18 protein-coding genes are annotated in these 25,278 nt (G+C 63.7%); 8 read left to right on the plus strand and 10 right to left on the minus strand.

Translation table 11 applies throughout. The annotated features are described in order from the left end of the window. The first annotated feature begins 20 nt into the window (after positions 1 to 20). From ABD842_RS11550 to ABD842_RS11560, 3 genes are all read left to right on the plus strand, one after another. On the plus strand, positions 21 to 833 hold the full coding sequence (locus ABD842_RS11550) for an inositol monophosphatase family protein (RefSeq protein WP_345113734.1): 813 nt from the start codon (positions 21 to 23) through the stop codon (positions 831 to 833). Positions 834 to 968: 135 nt separating this feature from the next. Next, on the plus strand, positions 969 to 1,166 hold the full coding sequence (locus tag ABD842_RS11555; protein WP_345113737.1) for a FeoB-associated Cys-rich membrane protein: 198 nt from the start codon (positions 969 to 971) through the stop codon (positions 1,164 to 1,166). 122 nt (positions 1,167 to 1,288) lie between these two features. Beyond that, positions 1,289 to 1,630, plus strand: coding sequence for a hypothetical protein (locus tag ABD842_RS11560; protein WP_345113740.1), 342 nt, complete (start codon positions 1,289 to 1,291; stop codon positions 1,628 to 1,630). A gap of 110 nt (positions 1,631 to 1,740) precedes the next feature. Here the strand turns inward: ABD842_RS11560 and ABD842_RS11565 are convergent, their stop codons facing one another. The 4 genes from ABD842_RS11565 to ABD842_RS11580 all read right to left on the minus strand — a co-directional run bounded on the left by ABD842_RS11565 (position 1,741) and on the right by ABD842_RS11580 (position 8,768). Further along, positions 1,741 to 2,760 carry an SPASM domain-containing protein gene (locus ABD842_RS11565; protein ID WP_345113742.1) on the minus strand — a complete coding sequence of 340 codons (1,020 nt, stop codon included), beginning with the start codon at positions 2,758 to 2,760 and terminating at the stop codon, positions 1,741 to 1,743. 170 nt (positions 2,761 to 2,930) lie between these two features. After that, positions 2,931 to 4,406, minus strand: a complete 1,476-nt coding sequence (locus ABD842_RS11570) for a TlpA family protein disulfide reductase (protein ID WP_345113744.1) — start codon at positions 4,404 to 4,406, stop codon at positions 2,931 to 2,933. 283 nt (positions 4,407 to 4,689) lie between these two features. Next, positions 4,690 to 6,075, minus strand: coding sequence for a DNA repair protein RadA (gene radA / locus ABD842_RS11575; protein WP_345113746.1), 1,386 nt, complete (start codon positions 6,073 to 6,075; stop codon positions 4,690 to 4,692). Positions 6,076 to 6,212: 137 nt separating this feature from the next. After that, on the minus strand, positions 6,213 to 8,768 hold the full coding sequence (locus ABD842_RS11580; RefSeq protein ID WP_345113749.1) for a T9SS type A sorting domain-containing protein: 2,556 nt from the start codon (positions 8,766 to 8,768) through the stop codon (positions 6,213 to 6,215). A gap of 166 nt (positions 8,769 to 8,934) precedes the next feature. On the opposite strand from ABD842_RS11580, the gene ABD842_RS11585 reads away from it, so the two are divergent. From ABD842_RS11585 to ABD842_RS11600, 4 genes are all read left to right on the plus strand, one after another. Continuing rightward, entirely contained in the window at positions 8,935 to 10,326 is a 1,392-nt protein-coding gene (locus ABD842_RS11585) for a sensor histidine kinase (RefSeq protein WP_345113752.1), read from the plus strand. A gap of 400 nt (positions 10,327 to 10,726) precedes the next feature. Continuing rightward, positions 10,727 to 12,379, plus strand: a complete 1,653-nt coding sequence (locus ABD842_RS11590) for an NAD(P)/FAD-dependent oxidoreductase (RefSeq protein WP_345113755.1) — start codon at positions 10,727 to 10,729, stop codon at positions 12,377 to 12,379. A 306-nt stretch (positions 12,380 to 12,685) separates the two neighbouring features. Then, complete coding sequence (locus ABD842_RS11595) at positions 12,686 to 13,468, plus strand: metallophosphoesterase family protein (RefSeq protein ID WP_345113757.1); 783 nt, start codon at positions 12,686 to 12,688, stop codon at positions 13,466 to 13,468. 2 nt (positions 13,469 to 13,470) lie between these two features. Continuing rightward, entirely contained in the window at positions 13,471 to 14,097 is a 627-nt protein-coding gene (locus tag ABD842_RS11600; protein ID WP_345113760.1) for a hypothetical protein, read from the plus strand. Positions 14,098 to 14,262: 165 nt separating this feature from the next. Here ABD842_RS11600 and ABD842_RS11605 read toward each other — a convergent pair whose 3' ends face one another. After that, positions 14,263 to 15,648, minus strand: coding sequence for a lysophospholipid acyltransferase family protein (locus ABD842_RS11605; RefSeq protein ID WP_345113763.1), 1,386 nt, complete (start codon positions 15,646 to 15,648; stop codon positions 14,263 to 14,265). A gap of 490 nt (positions 15,649 to 16,138) precedes the next feature. Between ABD842_RS11605 and ABD842_RS11610 the strand changes: the two genes are divergently transcribed. Further along, a complete protein-coding gene (locus ABD842_RS11610) occupies positions 16,139 to 19,156 on the plus strand; it encodes a T9SS type A sorting domain-containing protein (RefSeq protein WP_345113766.1) in 3,018 nt (1,005 codons plus the stop codon). Positions 19,157 to 19,216: 60 nt separating this feature from the next. Here ABD842_RS11610 and ABD842_RS11615 read toward each other — a convergent pair whose 3' ends face one another. The 5 genes from ABD842_RS11615 to ABD842_RS11635 form a co-directional block, all read right to left on the minus strand. Next, positions 19,217 to 20,287 (minus strand): chorismate mutase, encoded by a 1,071-nt coding sequence (locus ABD842_RS11615; protein ID WP_345113768.1) that lies wholly within the window; start codon positions 20,285 to 20,287, stop codon positions 19,217 to 19,219. A gap of 167 nt (positions 20,288 to 20,454) precedes the next feature. Beyond that, positions 20,455 to 21,300: a prephenate dehydrogenase gene (locus ABD842_RS11620; RefSeq protein ID WP_345113770.1), complete on the minus strand. Its 846-nt coding sequence runs from the start codon at positions 21,298 to 21,300 to the stop codon at positions 20,455 to 20,457. Further along, the gene (locus ABD842_RS11625) at positions 21,297 to 22,490 is read right to left on the minus strand and encodes a pyridoxal phosphate-dependent aminotransferase (protein ID WP_345113773.1); all 1,194 of its coding nucleotides are present in this window, start codon (positions 22,488 to 22,490) and stop codon (positions 21,297 to 21,299) included. The genes ABD842_RS11620 and ABD842_RS11625 overlap by 4 nt, the downstream gene beginning before the upstream one ends. Before the next feature lie 68 nt (positions 22,491 to 22,558). Beyond that, positions 22,559 to 23,386 carry a prephenate dehydratase gene (locus ABD842_RS11630; RefSeq protein ID WP_345113776.1) on the minus strand — a complete coding sequence of 276 codons (828 nt, stop codon included), beginning with the start codon at positions 23,384 to 23,386 and terminating at the stop codon, positions 22,559 to 22,561. Between the two features lie 421 nt (positions 23,387 to 23,807). Further along, positions 23,808 to 24,626, minus strand: coding sequence for a carboxypeptidase-like regulatory domain-containing protein (locus ABD842_RS11635; protein ID WP_345113779.1), 819 nt, complete (start codon positions 24,624 to 24,626; stop codon positions 23,808 to 23,810). Positions 24,627 to 25,278: the final 652 nt, after the last annotated feature.

Here is a 25,278-nt window from a genome sequence, read left to right on the forward strand (position 1 = left end):
ACGTTCTTTCGCCAAAAAACATGACCGACTACACCGCCCTTAGTTTCCAGGTGGCCGACGTGGCCCGCCGGGCCGGCCAGTTTATCCGCCAGGAAGCGGCCACCTTCGACCGCGGCCGCATCGAGCACAAGGGCCTGCACGACATGGTGTCGTACGTGGATCAGGAGGCGGAGCGCCTCATCGTGAGCGGGCTGCGGGAGCTGCTGCCCCAGGCCGGCTTCATCACCGAGGAAGGCACCACCGGCGCCGACAGCCAGGCCACCAGCGCCGGCACCGCCCTGACCTGGATTATCGACCCGCTCGACGGCACCACCAACTTCATCCACGGCCTGCCCTGCTACTCGGTGAGCGTGGCGCTGCTGGAAGGTCCGGAGCTGGTCGTCGGGGTGGTGTACGAGGTGAACCTGGACGAGTGCTTCCGGGCCGTGCGCGGGGGCGGGGCGTTCTGCAACGACCAGCCCATCCGCGTGTCGGCCACGCCGACGCTGAATCAGGCGCTGATTGCCACGGGGTTTCCCTACAGCAACTTCCACCGCGTCGAGGCCTACCTGGGCATCCTGAAGGAGTTTATGCGCGGCACCAACGGCATCCGTCGCGTGGGCTCCGCCGCCGTGGATCTGGCCTGGACCGCCGCCGGCCGCTTCGACGGCTACTTCGAGTTCAACATCAACTCCTACGACGTGGCCGCCGGCATCCTGCTGGTGCGCGAAGCCGGCGGCCACGTTTCCCAGTTCCTGCACGAGGGCGACCCGATCTTCGGGCGGGAGGTGCTGGCCTCCAACGGGCGGCTGCACGAAGAGATGCAGGGGCTGATTGGCAAGTTCTGGCAGTAACGCGAAGTTTCACTTCGCGGGCATCCGCGCCGGGTATAACGATTGTCGGGCAGCAATTGACGTTCAACGATTCGCGAAGTGGAACTTCGCGTTACTGTCAAACTTTTCCCCGCGAGCCGTAGTTTTGCCCTTGCTATGCTCTTCCAATACCTCATCATCGGCCTGCTGTTTCTGGCGGCGACGTTCTACGTCGGGCGCATCTTCTGGCGGGCTTTCTTCGTCAAAACGGCTTCCGGGTGCGCCAAGGGCTGCGGTGGCGGCTGCGGCACCATCGACGTGGACCGGCTGCAGCGCACCATCGAAACGGCCGCCGCCCGCGCTGGCGCTCAGTAGGTTTCGCTACGGGCTCAACTTCGTACAACCTGCCCCCGTACCGGCTGCGTATAGCCGGTACGGGGGCCTTGTTTTGGGCTCCTGCCGACCTTAGCTCTCCCCCAACCGAAACCACTACTCCGATGCAAGACAAAGAAGAGGAACGCTCGCTGATCAACGTTGAAAACAAGCTCTCGGCCGACGGCTTCACCCAGGACTTCAACGTCTGCGACGGGCGCCTGCAAACCATCAGCACCGCTTCTCCCAAGAGCTACGGGGCCGAAGAAGTCACCATCGTCGACTTCTACCGCTTCGAGGGCGAAAGTGACCCGGACGACATGTCCATTCTCTACGCCATCGAGTGCGCCGACGGCGTGCGCGGCACCATTTCCAACGCCTTCGGCACCTACGCCGATGCTGAAACCGATGAGTTCCTGAAAAAAGTAGACGACCTGGGCAAGAACCTGACGAAAGCCCACAAGTAGGCTGCGCCTGATTAGGAACCAGTAAGTAAGAATTGGCTGCTCTGATGTCCGTAAACCGGATGCCGGGGCAGCCAATTCTTACTTACTGCTTATTCATTAGCAATTAAATATCACCCCCACACCTTGGTGCCCTCGGTGCAGTTGCGGCACATATCGATCTGGTCGCGGCCCTTGAGCAGGGAGGCGCGGAAGGTGCGGTACTTGGGGCCGTGCCAGAGCTGGCGGAAGGTTTCGGTTTTCAGGTCGCCCTGCCGGTACTCGGCGTCCTTGTCGAAGCAGCAGGGCACCACCAGCCCGTCCCAGGTAATCACGCAGCTGTGCCACATTTTCCAGCAGTGGTCCAGCAGCTTGTTTTTGAGGCTCCAGGTGCCGTTGTTGTTTTCGTAGCGCGAGTAGTAGTCGATGGTCGGGATAAGCGGGGAGCCCTGCTGGTAGTCGTAGATCTGGGCGGTTTTAAACCACACGTCGTCGACGCCCAGCTCCCGGGCCAGCACTCTGGCATCCTCAATCTGGTGCTCGTTGGGCCGCACTACCAGAAACTGAAAGATGATGCGGGGCGTGCTGGACCTGAGCTCCTTGCGCCACTTCACAATGTTGCGGGTGCCTTCCAGCACCTTGTCCAGCTTGCCGCCCACGCGGTACTGCTGGTATACTTCCTGGGTGGTGCCGTCGAGGGAAATAATCAGCCGGTCGAGGCCCGACTCCACGGTGCGGCGGGCGTTGTGGTCGTTGAGGTAGTGGGCGTTGGTGCTGGTGGCGGTGTAGATGCCCTTGCCGGCCGCGTACTGCACCAGGTCCAGGAAGTTGGGGTGGAGGTAGGGCTCCCCCTGGAAGTAGAAAATCAGGTACCACAGCCGCTGGTGCAGCTCGTCGATGGTGCGCTTGAACAGCTCGTCGGGCAGCATGCCGGTGGGGCGGGTAAAGGAGCGCAGCCCGCTGGGGCACTCCGGGCAGCGCAGGTTGCAGCTGGTGGTAGGCTCGAAGCTCAGGGCCAGCGGCAGGCCCCAGTGGCGGGCTTTGCCGGTGGCCTTGCTCAGCGCGTAGCTGCCCACCACCTGCGCCGCATTCAGGGCGCGGCGCGGCGTAAGCTTGGAAACGAAGTTCAGACCGTCGGTCAGGAGAGAAGCCATGCGGGAGCAAAGGTCGGCAATAGGCGGCGAAGTGCGCTCCGTAACCCGACGGTCGGAAAAAGAGTTTGGCCCGCCACCGGTAGCGGCTGCCCGCCAGGGGCTTAAAAATAAACAGGCGCCGGCCAGAAGCTCTGGGCGGCGCCTGTCGGGGCAGGAGCAGGGGCTGGCGGCTACTTCCGCTCGTTGGCCGCCGGCAGCGTGCTGCTGTAGGTGCTGGCCTTGCCAAACGACTCCTTGATTTCATCGACGGCCGCGCGGCTGCTCAGGCGCTTGGGCTTGGTATTCAGGAACGTGCCGTCTTCGGCCAGCAGAAAGTAGGCGGGCACATCCTGGATGGCGTAGGCCTTGGCCATGGCGGAGCGCATGCCACCCGCGGCCCGCACGTGCACGCCCGGCAGCTTCTTGCCGATAACCAGCTGCTTCCAGGCGGGCTCGTTCTCATCGAGGGCCACGTTCAGAAACACAATGTTCTTGCCGTCAAACTTCTTGATCAGCTCGGCCGCGTAGGGCAGGTCGCGCAGGGCCAGGCCGCTGGTGGTGCGCCAGAAGTTGATGTACACCAGCTTGCCGCGGAAGCTCTGCAGCGAAACCGAGTCGCCTTTGGCCGTGACCAGGTGGAAGTTGGGCGCCAGGGCCCCGATGGCAAAGGCCTTGTGGGTTTCGAAGTCCTGGGCCAGCAACGGGTAGTACTCGCCTTTGGGGTCGGCGGCGCGGAAGTCGGCCAGCATGGCAGCCGACTGCTTTACGTGGCCAAACCGGAACGACTCCTTGAGCACCCGACCCATCACGATGGGGCGGGTCGGACCCGTGAGCTGGCTTTTGGCCAGGTCGTAGCATACCTGGTAAAAGTTGGGTTCGGAGCGCAGATGGCCGCTGGAAGTAGCCAGGTAGTGGACGTGGTTGAGCAGAAACTCCTGGTACAGCTCGCTGCGGATGGCCGCCGGATTGTTGATCAGGGCCTGGTCTTTGAGGAAGTCGTAGTAGGTCGGCGACATTTTCAGGCGGCCTTCAGTGGCCACCACCTGCTCGCGCAGGTCCTGGTAGGTCAGCCGGTCGTTGGCGTAGCTGTAGTCGATTTCGGCCTTGATGTAGTCGCGGAAAGCCTGCGAGTAGTGTTCCTGGTCGATGGTGTTGTCGTAGAACTTAAGCTGCTCCTTGCGGCGGTAGTCGAGGAAGTGCAGGAAGCCGGTTTCGTAGAACATGATGTTTTCGGGCAGCACCTGAAAGCCATCAATTTCGGTGAACCGCTCGTCGACCTCGGCCAGGTAGGTGTTGGGCTCGGCGCCCTTGCCCTTGTAGCGGATGGTGGCCGCCAGGTCGTTGCCCTTGAACTTAACCTCCAGGGCCATGCCGGGCTCCAGAAACAGGTCCGCCACATCGTCGTCGTACACTAAGTCGGCGCGGGTGGGGCCGCTGACCTGCACGGCCAGCCGGAACTCTCCCCGGTCGTTGACGGCGGCGTAAGTGGTCTGCTCCTTGGGGTCAAGCAGGTTTTCCCGGATGGAAACGGCCACCGAATCAGCCGTCTTGCCGCTGACTTTGCCCATTAGGGTTACCGTGCCCTGCGCGCGGCTGACCAGTGGGGTAGCTGCCAGCAGAGTGGCCATCAGCAGGCCCGCGCCCGGAATACGAAGTGAATATGCCATCAGAAGAAAAGTCGGTCAGTACGCAGGCGGAGGGCCTTTTTACCCTGCTTCCGACGGCCGGCAAGCCGCGGGGCATTCGTGGGAAAAGCCAACTCCTATACCGAAGATACAGGATTCAGGTTTAGATTGACCAATCCATATTTTGGCTTTTTTCGTAACCCGCGCCTAAACTGTGACTTAGAATGCGTTGGGGGGAGATTTGGGGCCCGCAAAAAGCCTCCGCCCACGGGAGGAGCCGGGGGCGGAGGCTTGATTTATGCTCCTATCCAATCATCTTTAAGTTCTATCCGAACAAGCCGCTCAGCACCTCGTCCAGGCGGCCTACCGGCTGGGCCCGGATGCCGTAGCGGGCCAGGTCGAGGCCGCGGGCGTTGAACTGGGAGATGTACATTTCGCTGAAGCCCAGCTTCTCGGCTTCGCTCAGCCGCTGGTCGAGCCGGCTCACGGCCCGGATTTCGCCGCTCAGCCCGACCTCCGCCGCCAGGCACACGTTGCCCGGAATCGGCAAATCGTTCAGCGACGACACCACGGCCGCGCACACGGCAATGTCCAGGGCCGGGTCGTCGAGACGCAGGCCGCCGGCAATGTTGAGAAACACGTCGTGCTGGCCCAGGCGCAGGCCGCTTCTTTTTTCGAGCACGGCCAGCAGCATGTTCAGGCGCTTGGCGTCGAAGCCCGTGGCCGAGCGCTGGGGCGTGCCGTAGGTGGCGGGCGTCACCAGGGCCTGCACTTCCACCAGCAGCGGGCGGTTGCCTTCCAGCGTGGCCCCGATGGCCATGCCGCTCAGGCTCTCGGTGCGCTGGCTGAGCAGGATTTCGGAGGGGTTGCTCACCTGCCGCAGCCCCGTGCCCTGCATCTCGTAGATGCCCAGCTCGGAGGTGGAGCCGAAGCGGTTCTTGGTGGTGCGCAGAATCCGGTAGCTCAGGTGCCGGTCGCCCTCAAACTGCAGGACCGTGTCGACCATGTGCTCCAGGATCTTGGGGCCGGCAATGGAGCCGTCCTTGGTGATGTGGCCGATGAGCAGCACCGGCACGCCGGTTTCCTTGGCAAACTTGAGCAGCTCGGCGGTGCACTCGCGCACCTGGCTCACCGACCCGGCGCCCGACTCCACCAGTCCCGAGTGCAGGGTCTGGATGGAGTCCACGATGACCACGTTGGGCTGGAGCTGGTCGATCTGCTTGAAGATGTTCTGGGTGTTGGTTTCGGTCAGGATGTAGCACTGCGGGTGCTGGGGGCCGAGCCGCTCGGCCCGCATCTTGATCTGCTGCTCGCTTTCCTCGCCCGAAATGTAGAGCACCTTCATCTGCTTGAGGCTCATGGCAATCTGCAGCATGAGCGTACTTTTGCCGATGCCCGGTTCGCCGCCAATGAGCACCAGCGAGCCCGGCACCAGGCCGCCGCCCAGCACCCGGTTCAGCTCCCCGTCGTTGGTGTCGAAGCGGGACTCTTCCTCGTAGTGGATTTCACCGATGACGCGCGGCTTGCTGACGGTTTTGGCGCCGGGGCCGGTGGTCGGCGGCTTCCAGGAGCCGGCGGCCTTGGTGTCGTCCTTCTGAATAACTTCCTCCACGTAGGTGTTCCACTCGCTGCAGCTGGGGCAGCGGCCAATCCACTTGGCCGACTGGGCGCCGCAGTTCTGGCAGAAATATAAGGTCTTGAGCTTGGCCATAGGGTGGGTTCGGGGCAAAAGAAGATAAGGCGGGGGCAGCCCGAAAAGTTGCCCGTAAGTCGACAAATTCCGGGGTGACGGCCCAAAAAAAGCCGGCCCTTCCCGCGAAGAACCGGCTTTTTTCGCAGCTCGCTACGTTAGTGGGTCACCACCAGGCGCTGCTGGTACACGGCCGCGGCGCCCTGCACGCGCAGCAGGTACACGCCCGCCGGCACGGCTTCCAGGTTGACCGTGGCTTCGGCCTGCCGGGCCGGGATGGTCCACTGCCGGACAATGCAGCCCTGCCCGTCTACCAGCAGGGCGGGTCGGGCCTCGGCCTCGGCTGGCAGCTGCAGGTGGGCCACTTGGTGGGCCGGGTTCGGGTACAGCGTCAGCGGCCGGGTGGCCGTAGCCCCGCGGGTCGCCAGCACACCGACGTTGGTAAGACGGGCCAGGCCGATGCGCACCTGCCCGGCAATGTAGCGGAAGGAGCCGAAGAGCAGAATCTTGCCGTCGGTAGGCTGCAGGACCACGCCCGTTATTGCATCGTCGCCGGTAAAGATGCTCAGAGGAGTCGCGACAGGGTTGAAGCTGGCGTCCAGGCTGCCATCGGTATTTAGGCGCACGAGGGCGGAAGCAGCGTTGGTAAACGCGGAGTTGCCAGTAGTAGCCAGCAGGTGGCCATCAGGCTGCACCAGTCGCGGTGAATAAAATCCTGCAAGGCCTGAATACGTGGGGTCTGCTGCACCGTCTGCCGTCAGGCGGGTTAGGCCGTAGGGCGTGGCCTGCCCGTTAAAGCTGGTGAAGGCACCGCTAACCAGCAGGCGGCCGTCGGGCTGCAGCAGAACGGCGTAGTTGGCGCCGGTACCAGCGGCGGTGCCGACAGAAAAGCTGTTGTCGGCACTGCCGTTGGCGTTTAGGCGACTTACAGTGGTTACAAAGGTGTTCACAACATCAGCTACCACTACCAGCTTGCCGCCAGGCTGTGTAAGCACCTGCAGTACGCGCCGGTCGGCCGGGGCAGTGGCCGGCACAAAGGCGTTGTCGGGGGTGCCATCGGCATTGAGTCGTATCAGGCCACTGAGGCCCGTGCGGCTGCCGTAGCTGATAAAGAGTCCGTGCACGAATAACTGCCCGTTGGGCAGCGCTACTACCCCCTGAAGAATCAAGGGGCCGACGGACGGCGAGCCGACCCCAAAGGTCTGGGCGGTAAAGCTGTTGTCCAGGGTGCCATCGGCCAGATACCGTCGCAGGACTAAGCCGGGAGTAGGGCCAGTGAATACATAAAAGCTGCCATTAGACTGTACAGCCTGCAAGGTGCCGGCCGCCGGAGTGGTGAAGCTGCCATCCAGGCTGCCGTCAGCGTTGATGCGCCGTACGGAGTTGCTGCTGCCGGGTACCGCTGCGCCGTTAAACTGAGTGAAGTTGCCGCTGACCAGCAATTGCCCATTGGAAAGCGGCAGACTACGCGTTATAATGCCCCGGGCCTCAATCACGGGAGCAAAAGTCGCGTCAGGCTGACCGGTAACAGCATTCAGCCGTACCAGCCCGCCGTAAGAAACTCCGTTATACTGGGTGAAGCCGCCAGCCAGCAGTACCTGCCCGGCTGGGGTTAGCGCCAAAGCATTGGAACTACTACCAATGCCGGTGCCGGTAGCAAAGGCTGGGTCCAGGCTGCCGTTGGGCGTCAGGCGGGCTATTCGGCCCCGACTTACGCCACTTACCTGGTTGAAAGAACCGGCAATCAGGATGTTGCCATTGGGCTCCAGCACAATGTTACGCACTGAGTTGTTGGGGCCAGGGGTAGGTTGGAAGGTATTGTCCGAGGTGCCATCAGCCAGTAGCCGGGCGATAAAGGGAGCCGGCTGCCCGTTGAGCTGGGTGAAGCTGCCACCCACCAGCAGCTTGCCATCGGGTTGCTGCGCTGCCGCCGAAAAAATAGACCCGACATAGTTAGTGTTAGTCACCATAAAGTCCGGATCGATTGCTCCGCTGCTGGTCAGGCGAACTAGACCGATACACGCCTGGCCATTGAACTGAACAAAAGAGCCACCCACCAGAATTTTGCCATCGGCCTGCACCAGCAAGACGGAGATGGTGGTGCCCTGGGTGTTGCCGGTACCAACACTAAAGGAAGAATCAACGCTGCCATCGGCATTGAGCCGGACTACGCCCCCGGTTTCGGGCGTTCTTTGCAGGCTTGGGCCGCTGGCCACCAGTATTTTTCCGTCGGACTGGAGGGCTAGGCGGGTAATTTGCCGCACGGAAGCCGAAGAGCCAAACGTGAAGCTGTTGTCGAGGGAGCCATCAGGGTTAAGCCGGACCACCATGCTGCGAGGCTGGCCGTTGAACGTAGTGAAGCCACCGCCCACCAGAATTTTGCCATCGGGCTGCAACAGCACGGCCGACAGAAAGGCATTTGCGCCCGTGCCGCCCACGTTGAATGTTGCGTCTGTCGTGCCGTCGACGTTAAAACGCTGAAGCTTGCCCGTCAGGTTGCCGTTGACGAAGTCGAAGCCGCCCGCGGCCAGTACCTTGCCGTCGGGCTGCACGGCCAGCGCGTTTACTGACAGCTGTATGCCCGGAGCCAGTGGGGTCTTCAGCACCGTGGGCTGGAACGTGGGGTCCAGGGCCTGGGCCTGAAGCAGGGTGGGGCTGCTTAAGCCCGCCAGTAAAGCCGCCGACAAAACAAGGCGAGTAAAGAATGTAACCATAACAGGTAGATTGAGTGAATACTGTTTACCAAAGCTACGCCTAAAACCTGGCGCCCAAACCCAACTTTGCCGGCCTTGATAAGCTGCTGCCTTAGCAGGCCCGCTCAAGCTCTTCCCTCCCCGGCGGCTTTCCCTTATATTTCCGCCGACCAAACCTTCGTAGCCCATGCCTGCTGCCCTCACTGCCGACGATTTGCTGGTCATTCCCACCTTCCAGAACCTGCCGCCCGAAACCCTTACCTGGCTGCTCACCCACGGCCAGCCCCGGGCCGTGTCCGACGGCGAGACCGTCGCCCAGCCCGGCGACGCGGCCGAGGTCATGATGGCCGTGCTGCAGGGCGGCATCCAGTTTTTTACGGTCCGGAACGGCAGCCGCGAGCCGCGCTTCCGGGTGGGCGCGGGCCAGATCAGCGGGGTGCTGCCCTACTCCCGCCTGCGCGTCATCGGCGGCCTGGGCGTGGCCACCGGCGACACGCTGCTCTACCTGCTGCACCGCGACCAGTTTCCGGCGCTGGAGCAGGCCAGCCCCGAGCTGGTGCAGCGGCTGGTGGCCCTGATGAGCGACCGGGCCCGCGACGAGGCCCGCGGGCAGGAGCGCGACGAGAAGCTGCGGGCCCTGGGCAAGCTCTCGGCCGGGCTGGCCCACGAACTCAACAACCCCGCCGCCGCCATTGCCCGCGCCGCCGAAGCCCTGGCCGCCCGCGCCCGGGCCAAGCCCGCCCTGTTTGCCGAGCTGGTCGGCCACTGCCCCACGCCCGCAGCCATGCAGGCCCTCACGGCGCTGGCCGTCCCCGGCGAGTCGCCCGCCCGCACCTTGTCGGCCCTGGAGGGTGCCGACCGGGAAGACGAGCTGGCCACCTGGCTCGAAGAGCAGGGCGTACCCGACGGCTACTGCCTGGCCGCGGGCCTGCTGGAGGCCGGTCTCCGGCAGGACCAGCTGGCCGCCGTGGCCGGGCTGCTGCCCCCGGCTGCCCGGCCGTCCGCCTTTGCCTGGCTCGAAGGCCAGCTCACCACCCTCCACCTGATCCGGGACGTGCAGGAAGCCGGCGGCCGCATCAGCCAGCTGGTGAGCAACGTGAAAACCTACTCCCACATGGACCGCGGCGGCGACTACGCCCCCCTCGACGTGCCCGCCGGCCTCGACAGCACCGTGAACATGCTGGGCTTTCAGCTGCGCGAGAAAAACATCCGCCTCACCCGCGACTACGCCCCGGATCTGCCGCCCGTCCGCGGTCAGGTCAGCAGCCTCAACCAGGTGTGGACCAACCTGCTCGACAACGCCATCGACGCCCTGCCGCCGGGGGGTGAAATTATGCTGCGCACCTGCCACGAGGGGGAGTTCGTGCGCGTATTCGTCATCGACAACGGCGCCGGCATCCCGGCCAGCGTGCTGCCGCGCATCTTCGAGCCCTTCTACACCACCAAGCAGGCCGGCGACGGCACCGGCCTGGGCCTCGACATTGCCCAGCGCATCATCCGCGACCACGGCGGCCGCCTCGAAGTGCAGTCCCGGCCCGGCTACACCGAGTTCTGCGCCTGGCTGCCGGTGAGTGGGTGAGTGAAGCAGCCGAACGTCATGCCGAGCGCCGCGCCGCGGAGGCGAGGAATCTCGCGGGCTGACGTACGATTACCATTCATCCGTCAGCCCGCGAGATGCTTCGCCTTCGGCTCTGCCCGGCAATGCCAACCCCACGCAAATCGTCTGTCATCCTTCATCTGGCGGCCGTAGCGCGAAGAACCGGCCTCTTTTGACCGCAGAAACGCGGCCCTACCCGGAACCGCTCTTTCCCTCTGCCTGCCACCCGGATTATTGTAATTTCCCGATACGGTCCTTTCGGGGGGAGTTCGGAGTACCTTCTCTGTGCCTTCTCGCAGCTGCCCTGCCGGAACCGCTTCGGAGAGCTTCTGAAATTTGTATTAAACCAAGCCGGCCCCTGCTGCCTAACTGCCTCTGAACCATGGAAAAGAAACCCGTCCTCCTCGCCGTCGATGATGATCTGCAGGTGCTGGGCGCCATCGACCGGGACCTGCGCAGCGAGTTTCGCCGCGACTACCGGGTGCTGCGCGCCTCCTCCGGCGCCGAGGCCCTCGACACGCTGCGGGAGCTGAAGCGGCGCGAGGAGCCCCTGGCCCTGATCCTGGCCGACCAGCGCATGCCCGGCATGGAAGGCGTGGAGCTGCTCGAGCAGGCCCGCGCCATTTACCCCGACGCCAAGCGCGTGCTGCTCACGGCCTACGCCGATACCGAGGCCGCCATCCGGGCCATCAACAATGCCCGCCTCGACCATTACCTGCTCAAGCCCTGGGACCCGCCCCAGGAGCTGCTGTACCCCACGCTGCACGATCTGCTGGCGGCCTGGCAGGCCCAGTACCGGCCCCGCTTCCAGGGCGTGCGGGTCATCGGCTTCCAATGGTCACCACTTTCCCACGACCTGAAAGACTTCCTGGCCGGCTACATGGTGGCGTTTCAGTGGCTGGACTACGAAACCAACCCCGAGGCCCGACTGCTGCTGGCTACCACGGCCTTCACGTCTGCCGACCTGCCCGTGGCCATCAGCGCCGACGGCACGGTGCTGGCGCGGCCCGGCCGCGCGGCCCTGGTCGAGAAGATGGGCCTGCCCTCGCAGCCTTCCCAGGCGCTGTACGACGTGGTGGTGGTCGGCGCCGGGCCTTCCGGGCTGGCCTCGGCCGTGTACGGGGCTTCCGAAGGACTCAAGACGCTCATTATTGAGCGGCAGGCGCCGGGCGGGCAGGCCGGCACCAGCTCCCGCATCGAAAACTACCTGGGCTTTCCCACCGGCCTGAGCGGCGCCGAGCTGGCCCACCGGGCCTGGACCCAGGCCGTGCGTCTGGGCGCCGAGTTTCTGCCCGAGGAAGTAACGGACCTGTGCGTGCAGGACGGCTACAAAGTGCTCACGCTGAGCAACGGCACCGAGGTGAAGACCCGGGCCGTGGTGCTCACCACCGGCGTCAGCTACCGCACCCTCGAAGTGCCCGGCATCGACCAGCTTACCGGCGCGGGCGTGTATTACGGGGCCGCCCGCACCGAGGCCCGCTCCTGCGACCAGCAGGACGTGTACATCGTGGGCGGCGGCAACTCGGCCGGGCAGGCCGCCATGTACCTGGCCTCGTATGCCCGGCGGGTGTGCATCGTCATCCGCGGCGAGTCGCTGGCGGCGTCCATGTCGGCTTACCTGATCGAGCAGATTGCCCAGACGCCGAACATTGAGATTCTGCCCTTCTCGCAGGTGCGGGAAGTGCGCGGGCAGGACCACCTGCAGGAAGTGGTGCTGGAGGTGCGCGGGCAGCCCGAGGTGCGGCCGGCCCGGGCGCTGTTCGTGTTCATCGGCGCCCGGCCCAGCACCGAGTGGGTGTGCAACACGGTGCTCTGCGACGGCAAAGGCTACCTGCTCACCGGCCGCGACCTGATGACGGACCCGCGCTACGCCACCGCCTGGAAGCGTGACCGGGAGCCCTACCTGCTCGAAACCTGCGTGCCCGGCATCTTTGCCGCCGGCGACAGCCGCGCCGGCGCCATGGCCCGGGTCGCTTCCGCCGTGGGCGAAGGCAGCATGGCTATCAAGTTCGTGCACCAGTACCTCGACGAGTAGGGGCCGGCGGGCTACTGTCGGGCAATGCTGACCGCTGCTGCCCCGTGGTTTGGTTAGGAAACTCAGAAATAAAACAGGTTCCCGGCCGGCGCCGAATCGTGGGTTTATGGGCCGGTAAGGCAGTTTTGGGCAGAAACAGTAGCCCCGCCGGCACTTTTTCCGGAGCTTTGGCAAAAAACACCCTACCCCCCCGGCGAGTATATAGCGCCGAAACCATCCTGGTGAAAGGATGGCCCACCTGCCTTTTAGTGCCCCGTGATGTTGAACCCTTTACGCTTCCGACCCCGGATTCCTCTGCTTGCCGCCGTGGCTGCCCTTGCCCTGGGCGGCTGCGAGCTGCTCGAATTCAGCCCCAATGATTTCCGCTCGCCGGAAAATCAAACCGACCTGACGGCCAAAAACCTGGAGCGCCTGCGCCAGCAGCCCCTGCCCGCCGGCGACACGCTGCGCTTCGTGTTTACCGGCGACTCCCAGCGCTTTTACGACGAGGCCGACGACCTCGTGGCCAGCGTCAACCAGCAGGCCGGCATCCGGTTTCTGGTCGTGGCCGGCGACATCTCCGACTTCGGCTTTGCCCGCGAGATGCGCTGGGTGGATGAGAAGCTGCGCACGCTGAAAGTGCCCTACGTGACCGTCATCGGCAACCACGACTCGGTGGGCAACGGCCGCGAGGCCTACCAGCACCTCTTCGGGCCCCTGAACTACTCCTTCCAGTACGGCGACACCAAATTTATCATGGTGGATACCAACGGCCGCGAGGCCAACTTCAACGGCCGCACGCCCGATATTTCGTGGCTGAAGCAGCAGCTCAGCGACCTGGGCGGTGCCCGCCGCGAAGTCGTGATTTCGCACGTGCCCCCGCAGGACCCGGACTTCGACCCCGCCCTGAGCGCCGCCTATGCTGCCGCCCTGCGGGAGGCACCCCGGCTGGTGTTTGAGATGAACGGGCACCGCCACAGCTCCAGCATCACCCAGCCCTTCAACGACGGGGTGTGGTACGTCAACTCCGACGCGTTTTCGGAGCGCCGCTACATGATTGTGTCGGTGTGGGGCGACAAGCAGTTCCGCGTTAAACAAGTGAAGTTCTAGCCATGCGGCCCCTGACCATCCTCTGCGCCACGGCCGCCCTGCTGCTGGCCCCCGCCGCCCACGCCTCGGAGCCGGATTCGGCGCCGGCCAAGCCCACCGATGCGCCCACCCACCCCTGGTACCGCCCGCGCCACCTGATACTGCAAACCGGCGGCGGCATCGGCATGATAGCCGCCGGGGCCGGCTACGCTTACCTCAATAACAAGGTGGAAACGGATATTCTGCTGGGCTACGTGCCCAAGCGCTTTGCGGGCTCCACGCTGTCGTTGGCCTCGGCCAAGCTGATGTACTCGCCCTTCACCGTGCGCCTGGCCGAGCAGTGGCAGCTGAAGCCGCTGACCGTGGGCGGCTATTTCAGCTATACCCACGGCACCCTCAACGATGAGGAGCGCGGGCAGTACACCGCCGACTACTACTGGTTTTCGACCGACACCCGCTACGGGCCGCTGGCCGGCAGCCGGGTGTCGTACCTGCGCCCCGCCCGGAACGGGGCTGCGCCCAAGGCCGTGTCGCTCTTCTACGAGCTGGGCTCCAACGACCTGTACCTGCACAGCTACCTCACCAACACCCAGGGCCTGAGCTTCGGCCAGATCCTGACCCTGGCCATCGGGGTGAAGGCGGATTTCTAAGCCGCCCTGAACCGATAAGCTACCTCGGGCCCGAAACCGGCTGGTCAGCCTGCCGCGGCCGCTCCGTAGCGTAACGCAACCAGCCCTTTACCAGCGGATGGTAAAGGGCTGGTTGCCTTTCCGAGCGCCTGCCTGCGGCCACCCCGGGCAGATGCGTTGCCGGGCTTACCCCGCCGGCACGGCCGTAGCCGCCAGGTAAGCCTCGCGCGACTCGCTGAGCAGACGCAGAATGTGCTGGCGCTGGCGCATCAGGCCTTCCATGGCCGGCCGCTCGGTGCGAAACAGCTGCAATGCCCGCAGGCGGCGCAGGCGGGTTTGCAGGCCGGTCCAGTAGCTGAGCGCGTAAAAGCCGGACAGCGGCAGGCTCAGCGCGTAGGCCGTCGTCCAGGCCCAGTGCCGGGTGAAGTGGTGCACCAGCCCGATCTGCACGGCGTAGCTCAGCCCAAACGTGATAATGCCCGTGACCATCATAATGGGCGCCACAAACTCCAGATCCTTGGTGGCGCGCCGGGCAATCAGGGAGGGCAGGATGTAGGGAAGGTAGTTGTTGAGCAGCCCGTACAGGTACAGCGGCAGGCCCAGCCCCAGCTTGAGGCCCGACACCGTGGCCCGCGCCCAGCGCTGCCCCCGGCCCTTGCTGGCTGCCAGGGCTTCGTCGGTGAGGCGCAGGCGGTCCAGGTCGAGCAGGTAAGTGCTGAGCTTGTCGCGCAGCTCGGTGAGGCGGGCGGGGGCGTGCTTTTCGAAGTAGGGCACGGCATCCAGCAGGGTGCGGCTGAGCAGGAAGTTGTCGTAGAGCGTTTCCTCGTCGTCGGGTACCAGATGCTCGCCGAAGGTGCGCTCGATCTGCAGCACCAGCTCGTCCTCGGCCGCGTCGCGGGTGATAATGAGGCGCTGCTCCAGCCGCCGCCGGATTTCCTCGGTCAGCGCGTCGGCCGCGGCGTCCGGGTCGGAGTGGTAGGCCTGGGCGTAGTCGGCCACCCGGATGGGCTGGCCGATGTTTACGAACACGTCGGAGCGGAAGCGGCTGGGGTCGAAGTAGTTGATGCCGATGGGCAGGATGCGCACGCCCAGGGTGAAGTCGTGCCGGGCCTCGGCGCCGAGGCAGATGCGGGCCGCCCCGGTTTTCAGGGGCCGCAGGCGCCGCTCACTCACGCTGGTGCCCTCGGGAAAAATCTGGATGACGCCGCCCCGGTCGAAGTGGTCGTAGCACTGGCCGAAGGCGGCCTCGTTGCGCTGGGCCAGCTCCTCGGGCGTCACGCCGGCGTCGCCGCTTTCAGCATCCTGCCGGCGGTAGATCGGGATGCAGTTGCCGGAGGTGAAGATGGCCTTCGACACGGGGTTTTTGAAAAACGTGCTCTTGGCCAGAAAGGAAATGGGCGCGCGCCGGTTGGCCGCCACCACCAGCGGGTCCATCAGGGTGTTGGGGTGGTTGGATACCAGCAGCAGCGGGCCCGGCAGGTCGAGCCGCTCGCGGTGGCGGATTTCGAGGCGGCGGAAGAACACGCGCAGCGCCACCTGCACCACGGGCTTCATAACGGTATAGAAGAGCATGGGGCTAAGTACGGCCAATTGGCGCGGACGGCCAACCGCCGGTGCCCCGGGCAGATCCGGCGCCCCCCGGCACCGCTACCTTTAAAAAAGCGGGGGTAAAAAGGGTTGGTCCTGCTAAAAAACCGATTGGTGTATAAATGTTTTTTGCAATTCAGGTGGTGACGATTATTGCTGCAGGAAATAATCATCGATAAAGGTGAAAAATGCCTGCTCAGCTAAATGCGCACAGTCAGCTTCCTGCTGATCTGGTGGGGAATATGCAGTTGGTGGAAGTGTTTTTATTGGTTTACAATACTTTGGAGTGAAGCTCTTTACGGCGCTGACAGCCGGGAGCCTTATGCTCGTGAGCTATTACTCCGGAGCTAACTGCGAAAAATAGAAATTTTTTGCCATGGCCTGAAAAAACACTGGTTGCATAATCATGTGTGTGCTGAAAGGCTGGGAAAACCAATTTTATAGATGCCAACGAAACCCATTTAAGTAAATAACCATGAAAAAAAAGTACTTGATTTTAGCGCTGTTTCTGGCCAGTATGGGCCAGGTGCAGGCCCAGAACCCGGCAGTCTTCAGTGTGCCGATGCAACAGGTTGATCAGCAGGATCAAGCCTACGTGTTGGCCCCGCTCGACAAAAGCCAGATTCCGACCGGCTTTTTAAGCGACTATGCCATTCCCTTGGTGCCGCTCGACGTGTTTAACGGCACTCTGACCGATAGCAGCCGTACTACCCCCAACGGCTTCCGGGCGTTGTACGGCACGGCCTACACAGCCAACATCTATGGCACCAACCCATTGCCTACGCTCCAGACGCTCAACAGCCGGGTAAGTGCGGCCGTAGCAACGGCCGGCACCACCATCCCGCTGATGGTGCAGCGTATCGGCTACGCTGCCATTCGTGCAGACGCTTTCAGCGCAAACCTGCTCTCACTGCAAAACGGTCAGGCGTACGACGTGCCCGGCCGCACAGCCAGTCCGTATGAGCAGCGGGTGGTATTTGCCGCCGCGCCCGCCACCAACTACTCGGCTTCGGGAACAGTATCGTTTGTATTTCAGCAGGACCTATTCATTCAGAGTGCAGGAGCGTCTCCTTCGACGCTGGGCGTTGACTTCGGTGATGGCCGCGGCTACGTGACAACCACTTTTGGCCAGCCGGTTGCAGCCAGCTACGCGACTGCGGGCACCAAGCGTATTAAGGTGCGGGCGGGCTATCGGCTTTCGACTTTCTTTAAAACTACCATTTATTACGAAAGCCACTTCGATATGGAAGTGGCCCAGGCCAACGTCGCCTGTACCAACTGCCGCTACACTACACCGGTACCCAACGTCAATTTTCCGGCGGTACCTGGGGTGCACTCGGGCGCCACGGTTTCCATCCGCTACGGGGGCAACCATACGCAGCTGACGAAGCCCCTGATTGTAGTGGAAGGATACGACAAGCATCATGTCGCGCCGTCCATTCAAAAGGAAAATTACTCGATTACGCAGTTTTTACAGGAAATCAGCACCCCCGGCAACTACAACTTCGGCAGCGACCTAGACAACCTGGGCCAGTACGATATTGTGTTCATTGACTTCAAGAACGGCACTGATGACTTGTTGCGCAATGCGATGGTGTTTGAGGAAGTGGTGAACTACGTGAACAGCAACAAGGTAGGCGGCATTGCGGCGGGTCAGCATAATGCCGTGATGGGTGTTTCAATGGGCGGACTCATTGCCCGTTATAAGCTGGCAGAAATGACCAAAGCCAGCCGCAACTCGCACACCCGCTTGCTGCTGCTACATGATAGTCCACAACGCGGGGCCAACGTGCCGCTAGGCATTCAGGCTTTAACCCGGCAGGCCGTGTTCAATATCGGCCCGTTCTCGACCGCCGATGCCAGCGACGAATTGCGCGAAGGCAACCTGTTGCTCGATGAGCCGGCTACCCGCCAGCTGCTGGTGCATCGTGCTACCGATGCCTTCGGCGGTTTTCAGGCCAACACCTTCCTCGACGGCGTATACCGCCCGATGATTACGTTTACCGGGGGCTCGCTGACTCCCGCTTACCGAACGGTAGCGGTTAGCCAAGGCTCGCAATGCGGTGTAGGGCTGTTTGCCCCCTACGCGGAGATGATTCGGGTCAATGGCCGGTTGTTCGTTTCCCCGCTGCCTTGGATCAGTCGCGTGAGCTACGAAACGGAGGTTATCGTGAATGCCCTGCCGGCCGGCGGACAGTCTAGCCGAGTTGCCTACATGGTGCTGAAGCAGCGGCTGCGCATGTTCTTTGGTCTTGTGGACATTACCCGTAATCTTTTCCAGCGGTCCTATACCTGCCCCAGCGGCTTGCTGGCCTGGGACGGCGTGCCGGGCGGAACCGAGCCGGTATCGGGGGTGCCCGGCGGCTTCTTGAAACGTTTCGGCGGCAGCTGGCTGCCCTTCGTCGAGGCATCGCTGAACGTGAACGTCGTGGAGTCGTTTAGCTTTCTTCCCACCGCCAGCGGCCTCGATGCTTCCGTACTCGACCAGAACAGCCTGCAAAATGCTTACATCTACGGAGCCAACAGCACGCCGCAGGTTGACAAATTTATTGCCCAGGAAAGTTTCACCACCTTCAACCGCTTGTATTACAACCAGCCCCACACCATTTTCACGGACCGCAACGGGCAGTGGATGTTCAACGAGCTGGAAGGTCGTAGCAACACGGTTTTGAACTGCACCTCCCAGTGTAATCCATATCCGCTGGTTCCTATCAACGGCCCGAATGTTATCTGCTCGGGAACGGCGGCAGGCACTTATGTTATCACGCCTCCTTTCGGCTCGGTGACGGGCTGGACGGTATCACCAGCCGGGCTCGTTACCACCAGCAGCACCACAGGCGGCTCCCCTACGCTGACGGTTACGCCAACTGGTACCGGTTCCGGAGTTATTACCATCACGGCGCAGTTGGGAAATGGCTGCCTTACCAGAGATTCGCAGCCGCTACAAGTAGCCATTGGCACGGGTCGCATTCAGGTTACCGCCTCCGCTACTACCGCCTGCCCTGGTATTCCCCTGACTTTTATTGCTCAGGCCATCGGCACCAACACTGATTTTGAGTGGTCGATCAACAACGTGGTGAATCACCAGTATGATGGTTTGGCAGAGATTGAGGTAGATGCCAGGGCCGGTGGCACTTCGGCTGTTGCTTCGGCCAGTAGCTGCACTAGCCGGGTGAATGGCCGTGCGTTTGTAAGCTCGCCCAATCTGCCTCCGGGGCGTTCTTGTGCCGTCAGAGGCACTGTCACTGCGCCTGTCGTCGTAATGGCTTACCCAAACCCGGCCCACGAAACCCTAACCGTGCAACGCCAGACTATCGGCGCCGGCGCCCTGACTATTCGTCTCTACGATGCCTATAGCCGTGAGCGGCTGACCGGACAGCTAACCGGCACCACGTTGCAGCTAGACACCCGGGAGTTGCAGCCTGGTATTTACTTCCTGCATACGCTGGACGGCACTAGAGTGCTGAATCGGGAACAGATTCAGATCAAGTAACCGCTGCGCTAGCTACGAACAACCAGACCCCGCACCGCTTGGTGCGGGGTCTTTGTCGTATTATCCTTCCAGCACCTGGTTCTGGCGGCCAATGGACTCCAGGTGCACGGCCGCCAGGTACTGCTCCACGAACCCGGGGGTGAGGCCCACGGAGCTGCCCTGGCGCTGGGCCTGCTCCAGCACCTGGTTCCAGCGGCTGGTTTGCAGAATGGTGATGTCATTTTCCTTCTTGTACTGCCCGATCTTCTCGGCCACGCCCATGCGCCGGCCCAGCAACTGGATGATTTCGGCGTCGATCTGGTTGATCTGCTCGCGCAGGCCGGCCAGGGCGGTGAGGAACTCGCGCTGGTCGGTGGTGACGTGGCGCCATACCAGGCCTTCGATCAGGTCGTGGAGCACCTCGGGCGTGATTTGCTGCTTGGCGTCGCTCCAGGCCGCGTCGGGGTTCTGGTGGCTTTCAATCATGTTGCCTTCGAAGCCCAGGTTCAGGGCCTGCTGGGCCACGGCAAACAGCGTGTCGCGGCGGCCGCAGATGTGGCTGGGGTCGCAGAGCATGGGCATATCGGGGTGGCGGCGTTTCATCTCGATGGGCAGGTGCCACATGGGCGCGTTGCGGAAGTCGGTGTTGCCGTAAGAGCTGAAGCCGCGGTGAATGAGGCCCACCTGCTCCAGGCCGGCCTTTTGCAGGCGCTCCACGGCGCCCACCCACAGCTCCAGCTCGGGGTGAATGGGGTTCTTGACCAGCACCGGTACCTGCACGCCGCGCAGCACGTTGGCAATTTCCTGCACCGAAAACGGGTTGCCGGTGGTGCGCGCACCCACCCACAGAATATCGACGCCAAAGGCCAGGCAGTCTTCCACGTGCTTGGCGGTGGCCACTTCCACGGCAATGGGCAGGCCGGTCAGCTCGCTGGCTTTCTTCAGCCAGGGCAGGCCCTTGGTGCCCACGCCCTCGAAGCCGCCGGGCTTGGTGCGGGGTTTCCAGATGCCGGCGCGCAGGGCCTGCACCTTGCCGGTAGCAGCCAGGCGCTGGCAGGTATCGAGGACCTGCTCCTCGGTTTCGGCCGAGCAGGGCCCGGCAATCAGGTAGGGCTTGTCGTCGGGCTGGCGGTTGAAAAGGGCGGATTGCATGATATGGGTTGGGTTTGAGGTTTTGGGGTTGGTTGGAAAAATTCGTCTGCCATGCTGAGGAAGTCGAAGCATCTCGCCCGCTTCGTTGCAACGGTAACTCAACGAAGCACGCGAGATGCTTCGACTTCGCTCAGCATAACGTTCTTTTTGTTTGGTTCAGGCCAGTCTCACTTCAGGATTTTACTGATCAGGTTGGCCTGCTCGATCTGCTGGTGCAGGGCGGCGGCATCGTCGGCATCAATGAGCTGGCGCAGGTGCTGGAGCTGCTGGATGTGCTCATCGAGCACGTCGAGCACGTTCACGCGGTTCTGGCGGAAGATGGGCACCCACATGGCGGGTGAGCTTTTGGCCAGGCGCACCGTGGAGGCGAAGCCGCCGCTGGCCAGGGCGAAAATCTGCTGCTCCTCCTTTTCCTTTTTCAGCACCGTCAGGGCCAGGGCAAAGGAAGTGATGTGGGAAATGTGCGACACGTAGGCCGTGTGCAGGTCGTGGGCGGCGGCGTCGAGGTATTCGATGCGCATGTTGAGCCGGGTAAAGAGCTGCTCCACCGTTGCCACCGCGTCGGCATCACTCTGCGCGGCGTCGCAGATTACCAGCGTCTTGTCGTCGAACAACCCCGCTACTGCTGCTGCCGGGCCCGAAAACTCGGTACCGGCCATGGGGTGCACGGCCACGAACCGGCCCCGCCGCGGGTGGCCCGCCACCGCCGCCAGCAGCATGGATTTGGTGGAGCCCACGTCGATAACCACCTGGTGGTCTACCGCATCGAGCACCTGGGGCAGCACCGTGAGCATGGCATCCATGGGTACGGCCACCACCACCAGGTCGGCGCGGCGCACGGCGGCGGCCAGGTCGGCGCTGGCTTCATCCACGAGGCCCAGCGCCAGGGCCTGCTGCCGGTTCTCGGCGCTCAGGTCCACGCCGATGCGGTGCGTGACGAGGCCCTGCTCTTGCAGGCTGATGGCCAGGGAGCCGCCAATCAGGCCCAGTCCTATTATCGTTACTGTTTTCATCGGGCCGAAGACGGAAAAGAAGGTTGCGGCTGCACCGCGCGAATGCGCCCCAGCGCAGCTTCCAGCACCGACGTGGTCTGGCACAGACTCACCCGGATGAAGCTGTTGCCATTGGAGCCGAAGATGCCGCCGGGCGTGATAAACACCCGGGCCGCGCGCAGCAGCTCGTCGCTCAGGGCGTAGCCGTCGGCGTAGCCGGCCGGCAGGGCCGCCCACACGAACAGGCCCACCTGGTTGGGCTCGTACGGGCAGCCGAGGGCGTCGAGCAAGGCGAATACCAGCTCCCGCCGGGCCTGGTAGTGGGCATTCAGTCCGGCGTACCAGGTGTCGTCCAGCGCCAGCGCGGCCACGGCGGCCAGCTGCACGGGCAGAAACATGCCCGAGTCGAGGTTGCTCTTGAAGCGCAGCACTTCCTGCAGCAGGTCGGCGCGGCCCGCCAGCATGCCCACGCGCCAGCCCGCCAGGTTGTGCGACTTGCTCAGCGAGTTCAGCTCCAGCGCCACTTCCCGGGCTCCCGGCACTGCCAGCAGACTCTGCGGCGCGTCGTGGTTGAGAATGAAGCTGTACGGGTTGTCGTGGACCAGCAGGATGTTGTGGGCGGTGGCAAAGGCCACCAGCCGGGCGAAGAACGCCGGATCGGCGGCGGTGCCGGTGGGCATGTGGGGGTAGTTGACCCACATCAGCTTCACCCGGCTCAGGTCCTGCTGGGCCAGGGCATCGAGGTCGGGCAGCCAGTTATTGGCCGCCGTCAGGTCATAGTCGACGGGCGTGGCACCGCTGAGCTGGGCGGCGGCACGGTAGGCGGGGTAGCCGGGGTTGGGCAGCAGCACCTCGTCGCCGGCTTCCAGAAACGTCATGCTCACGTGCATGATGCCTTCCTTGGAGCCCAGCAGGGGCAGCACTTCCGAGTCGGCATCCAGCGTCACGCCGTATTGGCGCTGGTACCAGGCGGCCATAGCCTGGCGCAGGGCGGGCACGCCCTTGTAGTTCTGGTAGGCGTGGGTGTCGGGCCGCTGGGCCGCGGTGGTCAGGGCCGCTACCACGCTGGGGTGGGGCGGCAGGTCGGGGCTGCCGATGCCCAGGTTGATAACCGGGGCGCCGGTCTGGTTCAGCGCGTCGATTTCGCGCAGCTTCCGGGAGAAGTAGTACTCGCTGGTGTGCTGCAGGCGGCTGGCTACGGGAATGTTCATGGGTTGATAGCGTTTTCGAGGGGGGCTGCTGCTTCCGTCAGCGGCGGCCAGAGGAGGTTCGTTGTTTTTCAGTGCGTGGCGCCCCGGCGGTAGCGGCCCAGCACCTGCACATTTTCCGTCAGGGGTTCGATGGCGCGCAGGGCCGCGTCGAGCCGGGCGGGATCATCAAATTCGAGGTCGGCGTGAAAGGAGTAGTGCCAGGTGCTGCCCGGCTGGGGGCACGACTGCAGCTTGGAGAGGTTGATGCCCTGCTCGGCAATGCAAACCAGCACCCGGGCCAGGCTGCCCTGGGCGTGGGCCGTGTGGAAGCACAGCGAGGCTTTGTCGGGCCGGGCTGCTTCCGGAGTGTCTGCGGGCCGGGCCAGCACCAGGAAGCGGGTGTAGTTTTTCGGCTCGGCGTGAATGTCGGGAGTCAGAATTTCCAGGTCGTACAGCTCGGCGGCCCGGGCCCCGGCCACGGCGGCAACGCCCGTCAGTTGCCCTTCCCGGATGCGCCGGGCGCTCAGGGCCGTGTCTTCCGTCTCGACCAGCCGCCAGGGGTGCTGACCGAGAAAGTCGGCGCACTGCAGCAGGGCCATGGGGTGGGAGTGCACCTCCCGGATGGCGGCCAGCGGCTGGCCGGGCAGCACCAGCAGGTGCTGGCGGATGTGCAGGTACACCTCGCCGGCGACGCGCAGGCCGGCGTTGCGCAGCAGCGTGTAGTTGGGCAGAATGCTGCCGGCAATGGAGTTTTCAATGGCCATCAGCCCGTGCCCGGCCGTGCCGTCGGCTACCCGCCGCACCACCTCGCCGAAGGTAGCGCAGGGTGCGGTGGCCGTGGCGGGGCCGAAGTAGTGGCGGGCTGCCACGTCGTGGAAGCTGCCGGCAAAACCCTGAATGGCGACGGATGAGGTCATGGTTGGGAAAGAGAAAAAGGCAATAAAAAAGGGCCTCCGTGTGCGGGGCCCTGGTCGTTGGCTGGGGGTTCCTGAGGGTTGGTCAGGCCAGGCAATAGGGCATCCGCGGCTTCGGGTAGAAGCGGTAGGTAAACCCGTAATAAAAGCAGTGCTGAGCGGACATGGTAGCTGGGGCAACGGAATAAAAAAAGAGCCTCCCGGGGTGCGAGAGGCTCTTTCGAAGTATGCTTAGGATGCTAAACACACGGCCTCGGTTCTACGCGCTGGCGTAGAAAAAGTAGTAGCTAACGTAATACTGGGCCGGGGTGGTACGCATCGTGAGTTCAGACTTAGAACGGGTCAAAGGTCAAAAAGGATTGGTAGATAACAAGCGCTAACCCGGAAAAAGTTGTTTCGGCGGACCGGGCCGGCCAGCTCGGACCTAGCGGAACAGGTAAGCCACGCGGTACGGAATGCTGCGCACCCGGCTCCACAGGCCGCGGGGCGTGTAAATCGGGGAATAGAAAATGCCCCCTGAGACGACCACTTCGCCCAGCATGCGGTTATCTGTCGCTAAGACAACCCGCAGCGGCTGGTTGGTGAGGGGCTGGGAAACGACGGTTGTCAGATAGCCAATGGAGGTAACTTGGATAGAGCGGTGCTTATCAGCCAGCAACACCGGGAGCTGAAAGCGGCCGTCGGCGCCGGTGGAAACGCCATGCGTGGTGCCTTGCAGCAGCACCGTTACGCCGGGCACTCCTTCCCCGGTTTGCTGGTCTACCACCTGCCCGTGGACCTGGGCCGGCATAGCAGTATCAGCTACCACCGCCTCCGTAGGCGCACCCGGCACCACAGCCACCAGGGCAGGCCTGGCCGCCTGCCAGAACTCCGGCTCCGGGGAGTGGCGCCCGAAGCTGGGGTGCTGTTTTGCCGGGGCCTGGGCCCGGGCCTCGGGCGCGGCCCCGCTCCGTCCCAGCAGCAGCGCCACCGTGGCGGCTACGGCCGTCGACCACCAGCCGGCGCGGCCGACTTCGGGCTGACGCAGCGTTCGGTTGAGCTGAGTGGCCGTAAACCGGCCGCAGGTAGTGCCTGATGCCGACTTACTCAGAATGGCCAGGATTTCGGCGTCCGATTTCCGGGCAAAGTCGATGACCACTTTCTGGCAGCTGGCGCAGTGCCGGCCCGCGCCCTGGGGCGTCATGGCCTGCCACGGCTCGGCGCAGGGCGAAGGAATCTGGAGGGTAACCGCAGGCTGGCGCATAGGAAACAGGAAGGACAGAGGAAGAGCCGAAGAAAGTAAATCTGGCGGGGTGGGGGTGGGCCCGCGGCAGGGCGGGGAAGCGCGGCGCCGGAGAATCCATCTGCTGCAACAGGTGCATTCAGTCCGAATTTGCTGTTCCGCAACTTCCCCGCCGACTAGCGGAGCGGCCCGCCGGCTGCCTGGCCGGGGCCGTCCGGGCTCCGGGGCACCGGGCTCGTAGCTCGTGGTTTGCCGGGCCGGCCAGCGGCACCAAAGTGGGTTCCCGGTGGGCGGCTGAGGGTGCTGACTACCAGGGCCGTGGCCTCCTTCCGTACGAAGAGTCACCCCGCCCCGGATTGGTTGTCAGCCCCGGCGGCAGAAAAGCTTTTTGCCGCCGGGGCACGGCGGACCGGGGCCGGGGCGGCGGGGCGGTGGGCCGGGGCGGACGGGGCGGACGGGAGCGGGCAGCTGGGGCATCAGGAAGGGCTTTCGGTGGTGGGTTCAGCAGACTGATGCGCCCGGCGCGGGGATTCCACACGGCCGGCGCGGATTATTTTTTTGCCGGCGCCCGAAGTCTGGGATACCGGGCTTTATTCGCCGCCTGGATGGTCTCAGTATGCTTTTTAGCCGCGGAAGGCGCCCGGCCCCAGGTCTGATAACCCCGCTTTCTGGT

This window comes from Hymenobacter algoricola (assembly GCF_039539525.1).
Lineage (GTDB): Bacteria > Bacteroidota > Bacteroidia > Cytophagales > Hymenobacteraceae > Hymenobacter > Hymenobacter algoricola.